Source organism: Streptomyces sp. WMMB 714, from assembly GCF_900090125.1.
Taxonomy (GTDB): domain Bacteria; phylum Actinomycetota; class Actinomycetes; order Streptomycetales; family Streptomycetaceae; genus Streptomyces; species Streptomyces daqingensis.
Genome location: NZ_FMHJ01000004.1, coordinates 265,527 through 283,101, shown reverse-complemented (window position 1 = coordinate 283,101; position 17,575 = coordinate 265,527). Strand labels below are relative to the sequence as shown.

The window sequence follows — 17,575 nt, the reverse complement described above, 5'->3', positions numbered from 1 at the left end:
TCGACCCGGTCCCGGCGGCCCGGTCCCGTCGCACGGCCCGATGCGGCCGCCCGGAGCCCGCCGGGGGGCGGCCGCATCGGGCGGCGCCTCGCCGGGCAGTTTCCTCTGAACGTACCCCTTGAAGGATCGTTCAACGATCCTCTACGTTAGCCGGGCATCAGCACCCCTCCCACGAGCCGGCCCCCTTCTCGGCGGCACCCTCCCCCTCAGCGAGGTGCACATGAACACCGACCCGATATCCAGCACCCCCAAGGACGGCACCGGCGACGGCGTGGACTCCGGAACCGGTCCCGGAACGGGCCCGCCCCCCGGCTCCGGGCAGCCTGACGGGCCGCAGCCGGACGGCTCGGGCTGGTTCGGCTGGTTCCGCGAGCTGGGGGCGTCCGGGCGCCGCGCCTTCGCCGGAGCGTTCGGCGGCTACGCCCTGGACTCCTACGACTTCTTCACCCTGCCGCTCGGCATGGTCGCCATCGGCGCCTACTTCAGCCTCGACACGGGCCAGACCGGTCTCCTCACCACCGTCACGCTGGTCCTCTCCGCGCTCGGCGGCGCCCTCGCGGGCATCCTGGCCGACCGCATCGGCCGCGTACGGACCCTGATCCTCACGGTGATCACGTACGCGACGTTCACCCTGCTGTGCGGCTTCGCCCCCAACTACGAGACCCTGCTGGTCTTCCGCGCCCTCCAGGGCCTCGGCTTCGGCGGGGAGTGGGCGGTGGGCGCGATCCTCGTCGCCGAGTACGCCACCGCGAAGAACCGGGGCCGCACGCTCGGCGTCATCCAGAGCTCCTGGGCCGTGGGGTGGGCGCTGGCCGTCGTCGTCTACACCCTCGTCTTCCAGTTCCTCGACGAGGACATCGCCTGGCGCGTGCTGTTCTGGACCGGCGCGCTGCCGGCGCTGCTGATCCTGTACGTGCGGCGCAACGTCACCGACGCCCCGAAAGCCACCGAGCAGCGCCGCAGCAGCCGCGACCGGGGCTCGTTCCGGGCGATCTTCACGCGCGACCTGCGGCGAACGACGCTCTTCGGCGTGCTCCTGTCCACCGGCGTCCAGGGCGGGTACTACACGCTCGCCACCTGGGTGCCCAGCTATCTGAAGACGGACCGCGGGCTGACCGTCGTCGGCACCGGAGGGTTCCTGACGTTCCTGATCTCCGGTGCCTTCATCGGCTACCTGACGGGCGGCTACCTCACCGACAAGCTCGGCCGCAAGAACAACGTCGCGCTGTTCGCGGTGCTCTCCGCGGTCTGCGTCGTCGCCTACACCAACGTGCCCATCGGCTCGAACACGCTGGTGCTGCTTCTCGGCTTCCCGCTCGGCTTCTGCATGTCCGCGATCTTCAGCGGGTTCGGCTCGTTCCTCAGCGAGCTGTATCCGACCGCGGTGCGCGGCACGGGGCAGGGCTTCGTCTACAACACCGGCCGTGCCGTGGGCGCCTTCTTCCCCACCCTCGTGGGGTTCCTCGCGGGCAGCTGGGGCGTGAGCGGCGCGCTGATCTTCGGCGCCGTCGGATACGGCGTCGCGCTCGTCGCCCTGCTGGGGCTGCCGGAGACGCGGGGGCGCGCGCTGCTGTGACGCCTGTACGGGCGGGCGCCGGGGCGCGTCCGCCCGTACGGATCGCAGCGCGGGAGCGGGCGCGCCGCCCCGCACCCCTCGCAGGCCCCCGATCGCAGGCCCTTCGCCGTACCGCCGTGCACCGACCGGAAGGAACGCACCGCCATGTCCCGTACGACACAGGGCGATCCGGCCGCCGCCGGTACCGCGCCACACCCCGGGGGCCCGGGGGCCGCGCCGGGCCCGGCGGAGGCCCGGGCGGCCTTCCGCGCCGGTTCGACGGCCCCCACCAGCGGCTGGGCGCCGGGCTACACGCAGGTCAACCTGATCTCCGTGCCCCGTGACTGGGCCTACGACGTGCTGCTCTTCTGCCAGCGCAACCCGCGGCCCTGCCCCGTCCTCGACGTGACCGACCCCGGAGGGACCTCCACGGTTCTCGCTCCGGACGCGGACCTCCGCACCGACCTGCCCGCGTACCGCGTATGGGAGGACGGCGAACTCGCCGGGGAGCCGGGCGAGGTGACGGACCGCTGGCGGAACGACCTCGTCACCTTCCTCATCGGGTGCAGCTTCACCTTCGAGTGGGCCCTCGCCGACGCCGGCGTTCCGCTGCGCCACCTCGAGCAGGAGCGGAACGTCTCGATGTACGTGACGGACCGCCAGTGCCGCCCGGCCGGGCAGATGCACGGCCCGATGGTCGTCTCCATGCGGCCCGTCCCGGAGGAGCTGCTCGGGACGGCGGCCCAGGTGACGGGCCGGATGCCCGCCGTGCACGGCGCTCCCGTGCACAGCGGCGATCCCGCACGGATAGGCGTCGCGGACCTGGGCACGCCCGACTTCGGCGACGCCGTGGACATGCTGCCGGGGGACGTGCCCGTCTTCTGGGCGTGCGGGGTGACGCCGCAGGCCGCGGTGATGGCGTCCAGGCCGCCGTTCGCGATCACGCACGCGCCGGGCCGGATGTTCGTCACGGACGTGCGGGACGAGCAGTACCTGGTCGCGTGAGGCGATGCCCGGCGACGATTCGCGTAGCCGCGGAGGACACACGTGGCTACGCTTGACGAATGAAGATCATCACGCAGCGGGAGTTCCGGAACAACTCCGCGTCCGTCATGGACGCCGTCGAGGCCGGCGAGATCTACCACATCACCCGGAACGGCACGGAAGTCGCCGAGCTTCGCCCGATACACCGCAAGCCGCGGCTGAGTGCCGAAGAACTGGTGGCCCGGCATCGCAGGCTCCCCCGTGTCGACCACCACGAGCTGCGCAGGGAAGCGGACGAGCTGTTCGGCTCCGTCGACCGCGCCGGTGACGACGACCCGTGGGAGCGGGACCGTGGCTGAGACCCGCCCCCGGTCCGGCGTGCTGGACACCTGCGCGTACATCGACCTGGATCTGCTCGACCCGGCGGATCTGCCCGCGGTTCCCGAGCTGACCGCCGTCACCTTGGCCGAACTCCACCAGGGCGTCGCCATGGCCAGGGACGCCGTGTCGAGAGCGGCACGCATGGAGAAGCTGGGATCCGCCGTCTCCGACTTCGACCCCCTGCCCTTCGACAGTGAGGCGGCGGCCCGCTACGGGTCGCTTGTCGGACTCACCCTGGCCTCCGCCCGGGATCCGGAGCCCCGCCGGCCGGACCTGATGATCGCCGCGATCGCATCCGTAAGGGGCCTGCCCCTCTTCACGCGCAATCCCGACGACTTCAAGGGGCTGGACAGCGCGGTGGACGTCGTGGCCGTCTGAGTCCCCAGGCGCCCCTCGGGACCCGCAATGGCAGGGGCAGGTGCCCGCACCGGCCTGAGGTTCCTCACGGACGTGCGGGACCTGCGGACCAAGGGATGCGATCCGACCCTCACCCCGGTTCCCCGAGGCGCATACTGGAGTATGCTTGATGCATGTCAGCCACCACCCGCGTCACGGTCACTCTGCCTGCAGAGCAGGTGGCCGCACTGAAGCAACTGACCGACAACGTCTCCGGCTACGTCTCCGAGGCGGTGGCCCGCCGTCTGAGGCACGAACTGGTCGGTGAGGACCTCCAGCGGTATCAGGAGGAGCACGGCGCCTTCACGGACGAGGAACTCGCGGAGGCGTCCGACAAGATCTTCGGGTCTGCTGGTCGCAACCTCCGCAGCGATGTCGCGTGAAGCAGCACATCGCGACCGTGGTCCTGGACTCTGAGGGACTCTCCGCCTGGATCGCCCAGGACCGGAAGGTCATCGCGATGCTTCAGTTGCTCCACGGCTCAGGAGCCGATTTCGTCGTCGGCGCAAACACCGTTGTCGAAGTGATGCATGCCCGCACGCAGGTCGCCCGCCTGAACTGGGTGCTCTCCCGTGTAAAGGTCGAACCTGTCACTGAGCAGGCGGCGAAAGCCTCCGCCGAGCTGCTCAAGTCCTGCGGGCTGCACGGTCACAGGTACGCGATCGACGCCACCGTCGCTGAGGCGGCTCTGCGTCAGCCGGGCCCTGTCGCCATGCTGACCTCCGACATCGATGACATGGAAAAGCTGTGCGGTCACCGAGTGCGGCTCGTGCCCCTCTGAGGCACCCGAAACCCGAGCCCGTCAAGGGGCTGGACAGCGCGGTGGACGTCGTGGCCGTCTGAGGGGGAGCCCGGGAGCGGCACCAAGGCACCGCCCCGGGAGATCCGTCCGAAAGGCACCCGCATGAGCACCCGCCCCCCGCTGCCCCCGTTCACCCCGGAGACCGCACGTCAGAAGGTGCAGGCCGCCGAGGACGCGTGGAACACCCGCGACCCGGAGAAGGTCTCCCTCGCGTACACCGAGGACTCGGTCTGGCGGAACCGCGACTCCTTCGTCACCGGCCGCGCAGCGATCCGGGAGCTGCTGACGCGCAAATGGCAGCGGGAGCTGGACTACGCGCTGCGCAAGGAGCTGTGGGCCTTCGAAGGGAACCGCATCGCGGTGCGCTTCCAGTACGAGTGCCATGACGCGGACGGACAGTGGTGGCGTTCGTACGGCAACGAGCTGTGGGAGTTCGACGAGAACGGGCTGATGGCGCGCCGCGAGGCCAGCATCAACGACGTCCGCATCGACGAGGGCGACCGGCGCATCCACGGGCCGCGCCCCGAGGCGGAGCGCGGCCGGGGCATCCCGCTCAAGTGACGGTCGTGCGCACGGGCGGCGCGGCACGGTGTGCGCACCCGCGGGGCGTAGGCGGCACGGCGGCCGGCCGCGGGCGCGAGTGCCCGCGGCCGGCCGCCGGCGCCGGTGGTGCTCATGCCTCCTCGTAGACCACCCAGACCTGGCCACGGTCGAAGGCCATGCGCTCGCCGTCGGACTTGGTGAAGGTCGTGCCCGACTCCTCGGTGGGCCGCTCCCACTTCGTCTCGTACGCCTTGCCGTCGCGCAGGACCGTCGCCTCGCCGCTGCCGACGGTCTTCTCGTACGGCGTGCCGCCGTCGTCCGGCGGCATCTCCACCTTCTGCACCACGACCGTGGCACCGCCGAGACGTGCGCCTCCGGTGGTCTCCGCCGGTTCGCCGTCGAAGGACGCCAGCCAGCGGTCCTCCTCCGCCGACCAGTTGAAGGTGGTCTGCGCGGAGCCGTAGTCGACGGTGCGCTCGTCGGTCGCCTCGCCGCCGCCGGGCGCCTCGTCGGCGAAGCGGAAGCCGATGTCCTTGCTCTTGCTGGCCTCCGGCGCCTGCGCGAGGACCTTGTCGGTGTGCGCGTAGAGGTTGTGCGGGGCCTCGTTGTCGCCGCCGCGGAAGTAGCCGTCCGGGTAGTCGTCGTGGGAGACGCCGTAGAGCTTCGACTTCTTGATCAGGTCGACGACGCCCTCACGCGCGCCCGAGTAGGCGAGTATCGGGCGGTCGAACATCCGGAGCTGCTCGACGTTGTACGCGCGGGCGCTGCGTACCGGGCCGATTCCCTCGGGGAACTTGCTGGAGAACACCCCGAGCAGCCGGCTCAGGCCGCCCTCGACCTTCTCCACGAAGACGATGTCGGCGTTCTCCAGCTCGGTGTGGGGCCGGGCGTCCTTGTGGTTGTCGATCTTCACCGCCATCACGGGGGCGGGTTCGGCGGGGAGACCGGTGAAGGGCGAGGTCTCCTCGTTCGCCTTCGAGGCGGCCCCCGCCTTCGCCGAGCGGTCCGGCGCTTCCTTCGCGGACGACGCGCCGGCGCTCGCCGTGCCGGCGGCGAGCGCCGCCACTGCCAGCGCGGCCAGCCATCGGGTGGGCCTGCGTATGCCTCCGGGTTCGCTGCCGGACGGCGAGGGGGTGGGGATGCCTCGCATGCAACTGCCTTCCGTCGTGGGGGGTTCGGAGACAGCCACCTCATCGCCGCCGCGCCGCGTCGTCAATACCGCTGCCGTGACACTTCCCGCCGGAGGGGGACGTGCGGCCGGTCGTGGCCAACGTCCCTGTCAGAACTCGGAGTTGATGACGGCCTCCACCAGTACCTCGCCGTCCGCCGTCAGGCTGATCCGCTTGCCGCCGTCGTCGACGACGGCCAGGCCGCGCTCCTGGAGGGAGGCGAACCTGCTCCGCCACGGCTCGTCGAACAGGGAGCGGCCGGGGAAGCGTTCCTGGTGGAGCCGGTCGTCGAGCGGGCGGAGCGTGGAGAGCGCCATCTTGACCGCCCGGGACTCCTGGGCGTCCTCGGAGAAGCGGGTGGCGGAGCCCAGCGGGACGCGGCCGGCCTCGACGGCCTCGCTGTACTTCTTCCAGTTCACGTCGGTGATGGCCTCGGAGGCACGGCAACTGGAGCTGCCGCCCAGGCCGATGGCGACCTCGGCCTCCTGCTTGTCCTGGTCGACCATGATGGCCTTCCACTTCTCCGGTCCGAGGCCGTCCCGCGCGAAGTACATCGTGGGCTGCTCGCTGTATCCGGCGTCGCGCAGTCCCTCGGTGAGGAGTTCGCGCATCTGGTACTGCTCGCCGAGGGTGGGCCAGCGGTGCCCCTTCTCGACGAGCCTGGCGCGGTACTCCGGCAGCTGCCACGCCGCCGGCTTCTCACCCGCCACGCCGGTCCTGGTGTCGCTGTAGTCCGCGAGGTGCAGCTTCGTGCAGACGACTGCGGTCAGTTCGTTCTCGACGACGATGTCGAGGTCCCGCCGGACGCTGTCCACGGTCTGGTCGAGGAGCCCGTACATGAGGTCGACGCTGATCCACTCGAAGCCGAGGGACTGGGCGTTGCGGACGAAGTCCACGCACATCTGCGCGGTGTGCTCGCGGCCGCACTGCTCCAGCACCGGGTCGTCGAAGGACTGCACGCCGCTGCTGAGCTTGGTGCAGCCCAGTTCGGCGAGGAGTTCGAGCTTCTCCGGCGTGAAGGTGCTGGGGTCGCCCTCGAAGCGGATGGCCGTGTCGGCGGTGAAGGCGAAGTTCTCGCGGTAGAAGTCGAGCAGCCGGCGGATGGCGTCCGGAGGCAGCAGCGAGGGCGTACCGCCGAAGACGTTGAACTCCCCGATCGGGGCGGACGCGAGGTTGGGCACGTCGCGCAGCCACAGCTCGGCCTCGCGGATGTTCCAGTCCACCCACTGCGTCGCCTTGCTGTCGACGGCCTCCGGGGAGCCCTTCGCCAGCACCACCGGGTACTGGCAGAAGCGGCAGCGGTAGGCGCACGTCGGTATGTAGGACCACAGGTGGATGGGTGCGGTGGAGGCGAGCTGGCGGTCCAGGTCCGCCAGGAAGTCCTCCGGGGAGTGGCCGGGGATGTTGCCGGGGAAGACGTGCGCGCCGAACGGGTCCTCGGTGACGTACTCGACGAGGTGCCGGTTGGACGGGTCGGTCAGCGCGCCCAGCACCGCCGGTTCGGGGTGGGCGGGGTCGGTCTTCCGCAGCGAGGCGAGGGACTCCTCGTAGGTCTGCCGTCGGGCGATGTCCATCAGAAGACACCGCCGTTGCCGAAGTAGTTGTGCGCTTCCCCTGATTCGCGGTCCTCGCAGAAGTACCGGACGAACTCGGTGAACCTCTCCGGCGGTACGTCCCGCAGGCACGGCGGCAGCGGCGGCGGGTGGCCGATGTCCTCGCCGACGGTGGCGCGCAGCCGGGCGAAGATCTCGTCGGCGAACTCGAAGTACAGCCGGTAGGACGGGGTCTTGTAGGAGTGGATGGGGGTGAAGTCGATCATCCTCATCTCGTCCTTGATCTCCGCTGTGCGCTGCCCGAGCCGTTCGGCCAGCGAGGGGCCGAAGAAGTCCACGACGGCGTCGTCGTCGAGGAGCGACGGTGTCAGCAGCACCGGCAGGATCGTGTTCTTCGGTGTGAAGTCCTTGACGGAGAACTCCCAGGCCTGGAGGGCCTCTTCCTCGGTCAGGTCGCCCTCGCGGTCGGCGACCGGCTCCGGCACGCGGATGTCGCGCATGACGATGATGCCGTCCGAGCCGTACGCCCTTCCCGTGATCACCTCGTCGATGGCGTGGTTGACGCGCCTCGGGTTGATCTCGACGCGGGACGCGGGAACGTAGGCGATGTCCTCGCCGGAGCCGCGGACGCGGATGCCGAAGTCCCAGTCGTCGGACAGGTGGTTGACGAAGCGGCCGTTCTGGAGCTGGTAGAAGATCTCGACGCCGCCGACCTTCTCGTACGCCTCGCGCTCCACCGCGAAGCCCTTGCCGTCGGGGAACCCGCCGAACAGCGAGAACGTCACGGCGCGGCAGCGCAGCGTCTTCTGGATGGCGTCCCACAGGCGCGGGCGCCGCGTGAAGTGCTCGGGCGCGTAGTAGTAGTCGCACACGCCGATGGCGGCCTTGCCCGACTCCATGGCCGTGAACAGCTCCCACAGCCAGCGCTCGTCCACTCGGCAGTCCGCATCGGCCGATACGAGGTAGAAGCGCTGCTCGGAGTCGGCCTGGCCGCGCCGCGCGCTGCGCCGGGACGCGAAGTCCATGCCCGTCCTGCGCGCGCAGGCCACCCCCTGCTCCGGTTCCGGGACGACGTGGAGGGCGAGGTCGGGATGGTCCGCCGCGAAGGCTCGGGCGATCCGCACGGTGGCGTCGGTGGAGTTGTTGTCCACGACGACGACTTCGTACATCGACTTGTCCAACGGGCCGTCCGGGCCGCGCTGTTCGTAGAGGGAGCGCAGCACGGCCGGCAGGTTGTCCGCCTCGTTGTAGACGGGCAGCACGACGCTCATGCGGGTCCGCTCGCCCATCGGGGTCAGGAACAGCTCGGCCAGCAGCTCGCCCGCCCGTTCGGCTCCGAAGTGACGTTCACCGAGCCGGTGGTTGTGGTCCGCCATCTCCTCGCGCTTCCTCTCGTCCAGGATCAGCCCGGCCACGTCGTCGACGAAGGCCGGCGTGGGCAGGTCGCCGTCGGTGAGTTCCATGACGGGGGCGCGGAATCCCTTGTCCCCGTAGACGGTGTCGTAGAGCTGGTAGCGGGTGGTCACGTACGGGACGCGGGAGGCCACGGCCTCGCCGATCGGGTTGCCGTAGCTCTCGTAGTCGTAGGAGGTCAGGAACGAGGCGACCGCGGCCTGGGAGAGCAGGTCCCGTACGGAGAAGCCGTCGCCGCTGGCGGCGCCGATGTCCGCCTCGTGCGGGGCGAGGCGGCCGCCGAAGACCACCCGGTCCGCCACACCGAGGGACTGCGCGAGCGTGCGGAGCCGTGCGTACTCGTCCGGGGCCTCGGCGGTGTCCCCGGCGACGAACAGGTACGCGCCGGTGCGGTCCGCGAGACCGGCCAGCAGGTGGATGTCCCGGTCGATGCGCTTCTGCGGGATGATCCTCGTGCAGCGGGCGATGAGCGGCGCGTCCTCGGGGATGCCGTATGCGCGGCGGAATCCGGCGGCCCCTCCGGCGCGCGGGGCGGCTGCGGGCGCATGCGTGAAGGTGTTGGGCAGCACGTCGATGTTCGCGAGGTCCGGCACCCATTCGAGGGTCCGCCGGCGGGCCTCCTCGTGCAGCGCGACGTAGTGGATCCAGGGCGAGTTGCGCGGGGCGACGGTGCCCGGGTAGGGGAACTCGCCGTACTTCTTGATGCCCGGCTCGCTCTGCCACATCAGGTCGTGGTCGCGCCACATGACGTACCGGCCCAGCCGGTGGCGCCGCCCGTAGGTCTCGATCGCCGAGTAGAGGGCCCTGGTGTAGGTGACGTTCTCGGGCAGCGTGCCGTTCTCGACCATCACGAACGACACGTTCCGGCGCTCCCACGTCCCGACGATCCGCTCGCTGATCGCCTCCGCCGCGGCCTCGACCAGCGGCAGCAGATGCTCGCCCGCACCGTGCTGGACGTACTCGCGCAGCACCTCGGAGACGAATTCGGGTCCGTAGCCGGGCACTTCGCCGATCCCCTCGATGCGGTCGAGCCGCACCCAGCCGGGGAGGAGCGCGGCCTCGTCGCGGTAGGGCCGGAAGAAGGCGTTCTTGTCCGCCTTCACGTCGTAGCCCAGGTCGAGGTGCACGCGGTAGCCCTGCTCCCGGAACGCCCTCGCGGTCTTGACGAACTCCACCACCACACCGGATATCGGCGTGGCGTCGAAAGATGTTCCCCACAAAACGGTCATGGACTCCAGATGCTCCTGCCGTCGCTGCCGGTTCGTCCCTCAAGAGGACGCCGAGAAGGGGAAGTTGACATTCCGGCGCCCCTGTCGAGGAGACCACCGGCGGAGCAGCCTGAGAAGACCGCGCATCGGTTCAATTCACTTCCCTGTGATCTCCATGCCAATAACCTGGCCCCGCACGGGAGTTCACGGGAGAGGAGCCGAGTGGTATCCCAACGCGCCGCTGTCGCCGCGGTATTCGTCGTCAACGGCGGCCTGTACGGCGCCTGGGCAGCCCGGGTCCCGGCGCTCGCCGCCCAGACCGGCGCCGATCCGGCAGAGCTGGGGCTCGCGCTGCTCGGCCCGAGCATCGCCATGATCGTCACCGCTCCGCTGGCGGCCCGCGCCTGCGCCGCGTGGGGTGCGCGGCTCGTCATCGCGGTGGCGCTCGCCGGCGCCTGCCTGGTGCTGCCGGTGCTGGGGCTGGCCGGTTCCGTCCCGCTGCTCGGCGCGGCGCTCGCCGCTCTCGGGGCGCTCATGGGGACCGTCGACGTGGCGATGAACGTCGCCGCCGTCGCCGTCGTACGGGACCTGGACCGCCCCCTGATGCCCTTCTTCCACGCCGGGTTCAGCTTCGGCGGGCTCATCGGCTCGCTGGGTGCCGGACTGGCCGCGGCGCTCTCCCTCACACCGGCGCGGCACTTCTGCTTCGTCGCGGCGGCCGGTCTGCTGGCGCTGCTCGTCACCGTGCGCTCGGTGCCGGGGGAGCGGCCCGGCCCGCAGGAGAAGAGCGGGGGCTCGTACCGCGCCGTCGTGTTCCGCAAGCGGCTGTGGCTGCTGGCGGCCGTGGCGCTGTGCGCGGCCGTCGCCGAGGGGACCTGCGCCGAGTGGTCCGCGCTCTTCCTCGTGAAGGAGCGCGCCGTCACCGAGTCGGTCGCGGCGACCGCCTATTCGGTCTTCTCCGTGACGATGGCCCTGACCAGGCTCTTCGGGGAACGCGTCGAGGCCCGGTTCGGGCCGCACCGGCTGCTGGCGGCCAGCGGGCTCGTCGCCGCCGCCGGTCTGGTACTGACCGCGGCGGTCCCGCTCGGGGCCGTGGCGTACGCGGGATTCGCCGTGGCGGGGGTCGGCCTGGCGTTCTGCTTCCCGGTGGCCATGGCGCTCGCGGGCGACGCGGGCCGCCGCTCCGACGGCGGCGGCGGCGAACGCGAACTCGGCTTCGTGACGACCGTCGCCTACGCGGGTTTCCTGGGCGGACCGCCGATGATCGGCGGTGTCGCCTCGCTGACCAGCCTCACCGTCTCGATCGGCGCCGTCGGGCTGCTGGCCGCGCTGATCACCCCGGCCGCCCTCGCGGCACGGGAACGCGGGGCGGCGCCGAAAGGCACCGCTGCCCGCGAACTCGTCTGAGACGGGCGGCCCCGCCGGCGCCGCGACGACCGGCGCCGCGACGACCGGCGCCGCGCCCCGCGGGACCGGCCCCGCGCCCCGCGTCGGACGTCAGTCGGCCACGGGAGCGGGCGCTTCGGCGCGCGTGACGCGGATCTTGGACTGCCCGTGCGGCAGCTTCTCCCAGTCGTCCATGAAGCGCGCGGTCAGCCCGTGCTTCTCCGCGAGGGCCGTCAGCGTCTCCGTCCTGTAGTAGAAGTCCTCGCGCAGCACCTGGTGTTCGGCGCCTTCCGTGCGGTCGAAGGTGAAGTCGAAGAAGCCGCGGGGCGTCAGGATGCGCGCGACGTTCGCGAAGCACTCGTCGATGACCTCGATCGGGGAGTGCGAGAAGACGCTGTGCGCGTGCACCACGTCGAAGTGGCCGTCCGGGAGGAAGTCGAAGGTCAGATCGTGCGTGAGGGTCAAGTGCGGGAGTTTGTCCTGCAGTTCGTACCGGGCCAGGGTCTTCTTCGCGGAGATGAGGATGTCGGGCGAGATGTCGATGCCGTAGTAGTTGCCGGCGTCCAGGTACTGGATGAACCTCCAGCCCGCGCGGAGGTTGCCGCAGCCGATGTCCAGCATGCGGTGCTCCTTCTGCAGTCCGTGCTCGACGAGGAAGTCGAACTGCATCTGCCCCAGGGCCAGCCACCTGTCGTGGCTGCGGCTGCCGACGGCCGCCTCCGGGTTCGCGGCCGTGTCGGACGCCATCACCGCCCGGTAGTAGTCGACGTGGTCCGGGTGCTTGAACCTCAGCCAGCGGTCGCGCAGGGCACGGCGGAGGTAGGGGACGACCCGTGCCGGGTTCCGCAGTGCGTAGGCGGCCTTGTGCGACAGCCGTGCGCGGTTCGCCGCGAGAGAGCGCGGGGTCTTCTTGGGCATCAGGACGTACTCCTTCGGTGCTGCGGTCTCCCCGCCGGTGCCCGATGCGGGCCGTTCGGGGCGAGTTGGGACGGGAAGGACTGAATGACCCGCCATGTCTGACATTCGCGGCCGAGCGTAGAGCAGCGCACGGCCGGGCGCGGACGCGCGGGAAGGGGCGTTTCCTGCGATCGGCGCGTGTCCGCGCCGTGCCGGACACCGCGCACCCCACGGGAGAAGGGGCTCCCGGGGCGCCGCGCGGCGCGGCAGGTTCAGCCGCCGCGCCGCCGTCTCCGGTGCCGGGCGCCGGCATCCGCGGTACCGGCGGCGGAGGCCCGTGCCGCGACGACTCCGCTCTCGTAGGCGAAGACGACGGCCTGCGTGCGGTCCCGCAGCGACAGCTTCATCAGGACGCGGCCGACGTGGGTCTTCACCGTCGACTCGGCCAGGTCGAGGTGGCCGGCGATCTCAGCGTTCGACAGGCCCTGCGCCACCAGGGCCAGCACGTGCGTCTCCCTCTCCGTGAGCCCGGCGACCCGTTCCAGGAGCGGTGCGCGCAGGGCGGCGTCCTCGCCGGTGAGCCGGCTGAACTCGGTGATGAGACGGCGTGTGACGGGAGGCGCCAGCAGCGCCCCGCCGGCGGCGACGGCCCTGACGCCCTCGGCGAGCCGCGCCACGGGGGCGTCCTTGAGCAGGAATCCTCCCGCGCCGGCCTTCAGCGCCTTGTAGACGTACTCGTCGAGGTCGTACGTCGTCAGGATCAGCACCTTCGTGGCGGGGGCGCGCGCGACGATCTCGCGCGTGGCCTCCAGGCCGCTCATGACGGGCATCCGCACGTCGAGCAGGGCGACGTCCGGGCGGAGCGCGAGGACCGCCTCGACGGCCTCCCGCCCGTCGGCCGCCTCACCCGCGACCTCGATGTCGGGGCGGCTGCCCAGCAGTACGGACAGGCCCTCGCGCACCATCATCTGGTCGTCGGCAATCAGCACACGGATGCTGCCCGCGTCAGCCATCGGGCTCCCCCGTTCCGGCGGCCGGCAGGAAGGCCGAGACCTCGAAGCCGCCCCCGTCGGTGGGCCGTACCTCCAGCCGCCCGCCCAGCATCGCGACGCGCTCCCGCATTCCCGTGAGGCCGTGCCCCGCGCCCGTCTCCCGCGGAGTCCGCCCCGTGCCAGGTTCCGTGGCGAGTTCCGTGGCGGGGCCGTTCACGACGGTGACGCCCAAGCCCTCCCGCGCATGGTCGAGTTCCACCCGGACGGGTGACCCGGGAGCGTGCCGCAGGGCGTTGCTCAACGCCTCCTGGACGATGCGGTACGCCGACAGCTCCACTCCGCGCGGCAGTTCGCGCACAGCGCCCCGCACCGTCTCCTCGACGGGCACCCCGGTCGCACGTACCCGCTCCAGCAGCACCGCCAGGTCGGCGAGCCCGGGCTGCGGAGCCTCGGCGGCACCGGCCGTCACGCCGTCCCCGCCGGCCGGCTCGGCCCGTACCGCTCCGAGGACCCGCCGCAGCTCCGCGAGCGCGGCGACCGCGTTCTCCCGGATGGCGGCGAAGGCCCTCTCCAGTTCGGGCGGCGGCGCCTCCACCCGGAACGGAGCGGCCTGCGCCTGGATGGCGACGACGGACATGTGATGGGCTACGACATCGTGCAACTCCCGTGCGATGACCGCCCGTTCCTCCAGCAGGATGCGCCTGGAGCGTTCCTCCGCGGTCGCCGCGGCGTGCACGGCCGCCTCCTCACGCGCCCGCCGCCACCCCGTGACGACGGCGCACACCAGCGGCATGCCACCGGAGAGCAGGGCCATCACCGACGTACCGAGCACGTAGGGGCCGAAGAGTCCCGCCGCCAGCATCAGCACGAGCGCCCAGAATCCGAGCGCGGCCCGGAGGCCGAGCCGCAGCCCCAGCACGACCTGGAGCGCCGCGAACGCGAGGAGCCCCGCCCAGGCCCACGGCCTCGCCTGGCTCTCGTACTGGAAGACGCCTTCGGAGAGTTCGGCGAAGGTGAACGGCGCGGCCACACCGCCGGGACGGGCGAGGCTGAGTCCCAGCAGCGCCAGCAGCAGCCAGCCCGACAGCACCGGCCGGCACAGCGCCGTCAGCAGCGCGAGCGGCACCAGGATGCGGCCCGCCGCGGCGTCGGCGGCAGGGACGCCGGACAGCGCCTGGAGCAAGGCGACGAGCACCGTCAGCGCCACGACACCGGCGTGCGGCGCCCAGCGCAGGGCCTCGCGTACGGGCGCGGGGAGCGCCCGCACGCCCCGCGCGGTGGGCGGGAGCCGTCGCGCCGGAGGCAGCGGGCGGGGGACGAAGGCGTCACGGACCAGGTCGCGGAAGAGGCCGCGCAGGACGCCCGACAGCCACCGGCGGAACAGCGCGGCCGCGGTCCCGGGCTCCGGCTCCCGGCCCGCCGGGCCGGAAACCGGCCCGGCGCCCTGGGCGGGTACCGCCGCGGCGCCCTGGGCGGGTACCGCCGCGGCCGGCGCCCGTTCAGGGGGCGGTGCCGGAGCGCGGTCGGGCGCTCTTCCCTGTGGTCGGTCCGGAATCATGCGGCGACGATATGGAGACCGGCCGGCCCCGGCATCCGTCCCAGGTGCCATCACGTGATCTCCCCCTCAGGTACTACACACGGGGGCGGTCCCGGACGCAGGCTGGGAGTCCGCCGCGGAGCCCAGCGCCCGCCCGTCACCGGCTGAGAGGAACCACCGTGCGCGTCGCCGTCCTGGACGACTACCAGCAGGCAGCCCACCACTTCGCCGACTGGCAGAGCCTGGACGCCGAAGTCACCTTCTTCCACGAGCACTTGGCGGACACCGACGCCCTCGTCGAAGCCCTGAGCGGCTACGGGATCGTCGTCGCGATGCGCGAGAGGACCCCGTTCACGGCCGAACGCCTCGCGCGGCTCCCCGATCTGCGGCTGCTGGTGACGACGGGCATGGCGAACGCCGCCATCGATCTGGACGCGGCCCGCGAGCACGGCGTGACGGTCTGCGGCACCCAGAGCCCCGCCACTGCGACGCCCGAACTCACCTGGGGGCTCATCCTCTCCCTCGTGCGGCACATCCCCGCCGAATCCACCGGGATGCGCGAAGGGCAGTGGCAGAACACCATCGGCGCGGACCTGGCCGGACGCACCCTCGGCCTCGTCGGCTTCGGGAGGCTCGGCAGGCGCGTCGCCGCCGTCGCCCAGGCGTTCGACATGCGCGTGCTCGCCTGGAGCGCCAACCTCGACCCGGCCGCCGCCCGCGAGCACGGCGCCGAGCCCGTCGGCAAGCAGACCCTCTTCTCCGAGTCCGACGTGATCAGCCTCCACTACAAGCTCAGCGGGCGCAGCGCCGGACTCGTCGGACGCGAGGAACTGTCCTGGATGAAGCCGACCGCGTACCTCGTCAACACCTCGCGCGGCCCGCTCGTCGACACCGGCGCCCTCATCGACGCCCTGTACGAGGGCCGTATCGCGGGCGCGGGACTCGACGTGTACGACATGGAGCCGCTGCCCGCCGACGACCTGCTGCGCACCGCGCCCCGTACCGTCCTGACCCCGCACCTCGGCTACGTCACCGAGGAGACCTACCGCGTCTTCTACGGGCAGGCCGCCGAGGACGTCGCCGCCTGGCTCGCGGGCACACCGCTGCGCACGCTCACGTCCTGAGCCCCCGGCCGGCTCCCCTCGGCCGCAGGCGCTCCGCCCTTCGGCTTGCCGATACGTGTCGAGGGCGAGCTGCTGTAACCGGCAGCACAGGGGCCACGGGTTGCGTCATCGGGCGTCAGTCACGTTCTCGTGGTGGCCGTCCTGCAAGAGGGACAGCAGAAGAGGCCGTTGCCCAGCGCCTCGGTCGTCGTGCCGCAGTACTCGCACGTGGGCGGGTCGGGCATCGGTGACGCCCTTCCCTGCCGCGTATTGGCCAGGGCGGTGGCGCGGATCTCCATGGCGGTGATCTGGTCGCGCAGCCAGGTGGATGTGGCGCTGCGCTGGGTGAGTTCGCGGGCGCAGCGGAGGCAGGCGTGTGCTCCTCCGCCGGGTCCTGATCCGCCTTCGTGGACGGTGACCAGGACGACGTCGTCTGCCCAGTCGTCGTGCCATGCGCAGTGCCCGGGGTGGGCCTGGCGGCTCATCACTGCACCTCCTCAAGTGCGAGGTGGAAGGCGGGTCGAACCCAGTGCGGTCCGGGTGGTGCGGTGTGGTCTCCGGCGGGGATGAGGACGTGGCGGCTGCGGCCGTAGACCGTCACGTCGGGGGTGGTGATGAGGTCGCCTGTGCCGGGGGTGATGAGGAAGAGGTAGCCGGGTCCGTCGCGGATGACGTCTCCGCACCGGGTGCCCAGGGCGTCAACGAGTGCTTCACCCTGCCGTGTCGGGACGCGTACGGCATCCCAGCGGCGTCCGGCAGCGACAAGCCGGAGCCCCTGGCGTGCGGAGCTGCGGTCTCGTCGTTGTGCTGTCCTCACCACGGGTCTCCGTGGGTGAAGGCGCGGTACAGGGCCAGGGTGGAGGTGGTGCGGCGGGACGAGAGGCGTGCCCAGTGCGGTCCGGGCGGCGAGATGATCCGGTCGGCGGGGACGAGGAGGAGATCACCGCGCCCCAGCACCGTCACACCAGGGAGCGTCAACTCCCCTCCCCGGCCCGGCTCGACGAAGAACCACACGTGCACCCCGTCCGCGACCACACCACCGCACCCCGCACCGAGATGGTCCGCGACTCGCTTGCCCACGGCGGCCGTCACACGGACCGCGTCCCAGCGGACCCCGGCCTTCGCCAACGTCAGGCGCATCTGCGTCTCGGGGATCGTCACCGCGCCGACGCCCCCGCGACGACGTTCTGGATCACGGCGTGCAGCCGCCTGGACCGGGTCAGCACACGGCCGTTGACAACAGGCCGCGCCCAGAACACCGCCGCCCAGCGGTCGCAATGGGGCGGAGGCACCACGACGTAGCAGCCCGTGCCGAGGACCCGCACACGAGCCTCGACCGGGAAGCGCCAAGCGTCGGCCGCACCCGGCCGGACCATGAAGTACACAGTCCGGTTGCAGGCGTCACGGATCACGGCGCCGCAGTCGTCGTCGAGGACCGCGAGAACCCGCTCACCTGAATCACCGGGCACCCGCACCGCGTCCCAGAACACCCCCGCCTCCCTCAACTCGGCGTCGAGACCTTCGGGCAGCGGCGTGCGCGACGGAACGGAGAGTCTGGACATGGTGAGCTGCACGGGAACGCACCTCTCGGTCATCGAGTGATCGGACACTCACAGACCGTAAGAGCGCTCCGCCGGGAGCAGGGGCAGGGATTCT

General features: G+C 71.5%; 19 protein-coding genes. 9 read left to right on the top strand and 10 right to left on the bottom strand.

What is annotated here, in order from left to right; genetic code table 11:
* The first annotated feature begins 220 nt into the window (after positions 1-220).
* The 7 genes from H181DRAFT_RS08995 to H181DRAFT_RS08965 all read left to right on the top strand — a co-directional run bounded on the left by H181DRAFT_RS08995 (position 221) and on the right by H181DRAFT_RS08965 (position 4,679).
* The gene (locus tag H181DRAFT_RS08995) at positions 221-1,576 is read left to right on the top strand and encodes an MFS transporter (protein ID WP_078895608.1); all 1,356 of its coding nucleotides are present in this window, start codon (positions 221-223) and stop codon (positions 1,574-1,576) included.
* Positions 1,577-1,720: 144 nt separating this feature from the next.
* Positions 1,721-2,560, top strand: a complete 840-nt coding sequence (locus tag H181DRAFT_RS08990) for a putative hydro-lyase (protein WP_045863744.1) — start codon at positions 1,721-1,723, stop codon at positions 2,558-2,560.
* 59 nt (positions 2,561-2,619) lie between these two features.
* Complete coding sequence (locus H181DRAFT_RS08985) at positions 2,620-2,898, top strand: type II toxin-antitoxin system Phd/YefM family antitoxin (RefSeq protein ID WP_045863743.1); 279 nt, start codon at positions 2,620-2,622, stop codon at positions 2,896-2,898.
* Positions 2,891-3,298, top strand: coding sequence for a PIN domain-containing protein (locus tag H181DRAFT_RS08980; protein ID WP_045863742.1), 408 nt, complete (start codon positions 2,891-2,893; stop codon positions 3,296-3,298). The genes H181DRAFT_RS08985 and H181DRAFT_RS08980 overlap by 8 nt, the downstream gene beginning before the upstream one ends.
* Before the next feature lie 152 nt (positions 3,299-3,450).
* Complete coding sequence (locus H181DRAFT_RS08975) at positions 3,451-3,699, top strand: type II toxin-antitoxin system CcdA family antitoxin (RefSeq protein WP_045863741.1); 249 nt, start codon at positions 3,451-3,453, stop codon at positions 3,697-3,699.
* Positions 3,696-4,097 carry a PIN domain-containing protein gene (locus H181DRAFT_RS08970; RefSeq protein WP_045863740.1) on the top strand — a complete coding sequence of 134 codons (402 nt, stop codon included), beginning with the start codon at positions 3,696-3,698 and terminating at the stop codon, positions 4,095-4,097. The genes H181DRAFT_RS08975 and H181DRAFT_RS08970 overlap by 4 nt, the downstream gene beginning before the upstream one ends.
* 123 nt (positions 4,098-4,220) lie before the next feature.
* Positions 4,221-4,679: a nuclear transport factor 2 family protein gene (locus tag H181DRAFT_RS08965; RefSeq protein ID WP_045863739.1), complete on the top strand. Its 459-nt coding sequence runs from the start codon at positions 4,221-4,223 to the stop codon at positions 4,677-4,679.
* Positions 4,680-4,791: 112 nt separating this feature from the next.
* Here H181DRAFT_RS08965 and H181DRAFT_RS08960 read toward each other — a convergent pair whose 3' ends face one another.
* The 3 genes from H181DRAFT_RS08960 to H181DRAFT_RS08950 all read right to left on the bottom strand — a co-directional run bounded on the left by H181DRAFT_RS08960 (position 4,792) and on the right by H181DRAFT_RS08950 (position 10,025).
* On the bottom strand, positions 4,792-5,811 hold the full coding sequence (locus H181DRAFT_RS08960) for a DUF3048 domain-containing protein (protein WP_078895607.1): 1,020 nt from the start codon (positions 5,809-5,811) through the stop codon (positions 4,792-4,794).
* A 129-nt stretch (positions 5,812-5,940) separates the two neighbouring features.
* On the bottom strand, positions 5,941-7,404 hold the full coding sequence (locus H181DRAFT_RS08955; RefSeq protein ID WP_045863738.1) for a radical SAM protein: 1,464 nt from the start codon (positions 7,402-7,404) through the stop codon (positions 5,941-5,943).
* Positions 7,404-10,025, bottom strand: a complete 2,622-nt coding sequence (locus tag H181DRAFT_RS08950; protein ID WP_045863737.1) for a glycosyltransferase — start codon at positions 10,023-10,025, stop codon at positions 7,404-7,406. The genes H181DRAFT_RS08955 and H181DRAFT_RS08950 overlap by 1 nt, the downstream gene beginning before the upstream one ends.
* Before the next feature lie 201 nt (positions 10,026-10,226).
* On the opposite strand from H181DRAFT_RS08950, the gene H181DRAFT_RS08945 reads away from it, so the two are divergent.
* On the top strand, positions 10,227-11,411 hold the full coding sequence (locus H181DRAFT_RS08945) for an MFS transporter (RefSeq protein WP_045863736.1): 1,185 nt from the start codon (positions 10,227-10,229) through the stop codon (positions 11,409-11,411).
* A gap of 90 nt (positions 11,412-11,501) precedes the next feature.
* On the opposite strand, the gene H181DRAFT_RS08940 is transcribed toward H181DRAFT_RS08945, so the two are convergent.
* The 3 genes from H181DRAFT_RS08940 to H181DRAFT_RS08930 all read right to left on the bottom strand — a co-directional run bounded on the left by H181DRAFT_RS08940 (position 11,502) and on the right by H181DRAFT_RS08930 (position 14,837).
* Positions 11,502-12,308 (bottom strand): class I SAM-dependent methyltransferase, encoded by an 807-nt coding sequence (locus H181DRAFT_RS08940; RefSeq protein ID WP_045863735.1) that lies wholly within the window; start codon positions 12,306-12,308, stop codon positions 11,502-11,504.
* Between the two features lie 251 nt (positions 12,309-12,559).
* Positions 12,560-13,300, bottom strand: a complete 741-nt coding sequence (locus tag H181DRAFT_RS08935) for a response regulator transcription factor (RefSeq protein WP_078895605.1) — start codon at positions 13,298-13,300, stop codon at positions 12,560-12,562.
* On the bottom strand, positions 13,293-14,837 hold the full coding sequence (locus H181DRAFT_RS08930) for a histidine kinase (protein ID WP_052708509.1): 1,545 nt from the start codon (positions 14,835-14,837) through the stop codon (positions 13,293-13,295). The genes H181DRAFT_RS08935 and H181DRAFT_RS08930 overlap by 8 nt, the downstream gene beginning before the upstream one ends.
* 158 nt (positions 14,838-14,995) lie before the next feature.
* On the opposite strand from H181DRAFT_RS08930, the gene H181DRAFT_RS08925 reads away from it, so the two are divergent.
* Complete coding sequence (locus tag H181DRAFT_RS08925) at positions 14,996-15,940, top strand: D-2-hydroxyacid dehydrogenase family protein (protein WP_045863734.1); 945 nt, start codon at positions 14,996-14,998, stop codon at positions 15,938-15,940.
* A 119-nt stretch (positions 15,941-16,059) separates the two neighbouring features.
* On the opposite strand, the gene H181DRAFT_RS08920 is transcribed toward H181DRAFT_RS08925, so the two are convergent.
* The 4 genes from H181DRAFT_RS08920 to H181DRAFT_RS08905 are packed head-to-tail and all read right to left on the bottom strand — an operon-like array spanning position 16,060 to position 17,529.
* The gene (locus tag H181DRAFT_RS08920; RefSeq protein WP_045863733.1) at positions 16,060-16,404 is read right to left on the bottom strand and encodes a hypothetical protein; all 345 of its coding nucleotides are present in this window, start codon (positions 16,402-16,404) and stop codon (positions 16,060-16,062) included.
* Positions 16,404-16,739 carry a hypothetical protein gene (locus tag H181DRAFT_RS08915; RefSeq protein WP_139131686.1) on the bottom strand — a complete coding sequence of 112 codons (336 nt, stop codon included), beginning with the start codon at positions 16,737-16,739 and terminating at the stop codon, positions 16,404-16,406. The genes H181DRAFT_RS08920 and H181DRAFT_RS08915 overlap by 1 nt, the downstream gene beginning before the upstream one ends.
* On the bottom strand, positions 16,733-17,080 hold the full coding sequence (locus H181DRAFT_RS08910; protein WP_045863732.1) for a hypothetical protein: 348 nt from the start codon (positions 17,078-17,080) through the stop codon (positions 16,733-16,735). The genes H181DRAFT_RS08915 and H181DRAFT_RS08910 overlap by 7 nt, the downstream gene beginning before the upstream one ends.
* Positions 17,077-17,529 (bottom strand): hypothetical protein, encoded by a 453-nt coding sequence (locus H181DRAFT_RS08905; protein ID WP_139131685.1) that lies wholly within the window; start codon positions 17,527-17,529, stop codon positions 17,077-17,079. Before H181DRAFT_RS08905 ends, H181DRAFT_RS08910 begins: the two co-directional genes overlap by 4 nt.
* Between the last annotated feature and the right edge of the window lie 46 nt (positions 17,530-17,575).

Excerpts from the sequence above, each read along its gene's own strand:
- H181DRAFT_RS08975 (WP_045863741.1), top strand. The coding sequence starts at position 3,451 with ATGTCAGCCACCACCCGCGTCACGGTCACTCTGCCTGCAGAGCAGGTG.
- H181DRAFT_RS08995 (WP_078895608.1), top strand. The coding sequence starts at position 221 with ATGAACACCGACCCGATATCCAGCACCCCCAAGGACGGCACCGGCGAC.
- H181DRAFT_RS08985 (WP_045863743.1), top strand. The coding sequence starts at position 2,620 with ATGAAGATCATCACGCAGCGGGAGTTCCGGAACAACTCCGCGTCCGTC.
- H181DRAFT_RS08930 (WP_052708509.1), bottom strand. The coding sequence starts at position 14,837 with ATGATTCCGGACCGACCACAGGGAAGAGCGCCCGACCGCGCTCCGGCA.
- H181DRAFT_RS08965 (WP_045863739.1), top strand. The coding sequence starts at position 4,221 with ATGAGCACCCGCCCCCCGCTGCCCCCGTTCACCCCGGAGACCGCACGT.
- H181DRAFT_RS08990 (WP_045863744.1), top strand. The coding sequence starts at position 1,721 with ATGTCCCGTACGACACAGGGCGATCCGGCCGCCGCCGGTACCGCGCCA.
- H181DRAFT_RS08935 (WP_078895605.1), bottom strand. The coding sequence starts at position 13,300 with ATGGCTGACGCGGGCAGCATCCGTGTGCTGATTGCCGACGACCAGATG.
- H181DRAFT_RS08950 (WP_045863737.1), bottom strand. The coding sequence starts at position 10,025 with ATGACCGTTTTGTGGGGAACATCTTTCGACGCCACGCCGATATCCGGT.
- H181DRAFT_RS08940 (WP_045863735.1), bottom strand. The coding sequence starts at position 12,308 with ATGCCCAAGAAGACCCCGCGCTCTCTCGCGGCGAACCGCGCACGGCTG.
- H181DRAFT_RS08960 (WP_078895607.1), bottom strand. The coding sequence starts at position 5,811 with ATGCGAGGCATCCCCACCCCCTCGCCGTCCGGCAGCGAACCCGGAGGC.
- H181DRAFT_RS08920 (WP_045863733.1), bottom strand. The coding sequence starts at position 16,404 with ATGAGCCGCCAGGCCCACCCCGGGCACTGCGCATGGCACGACGACTGG.
- H181DRAFT_RS08955 (WP_045863738.1), bottom strand. The coding sequence starts at position 7,404 with ATGGACATCGCCCGACGGCAGACCTACGAGGAGTCCCTCGCCTCGCTG.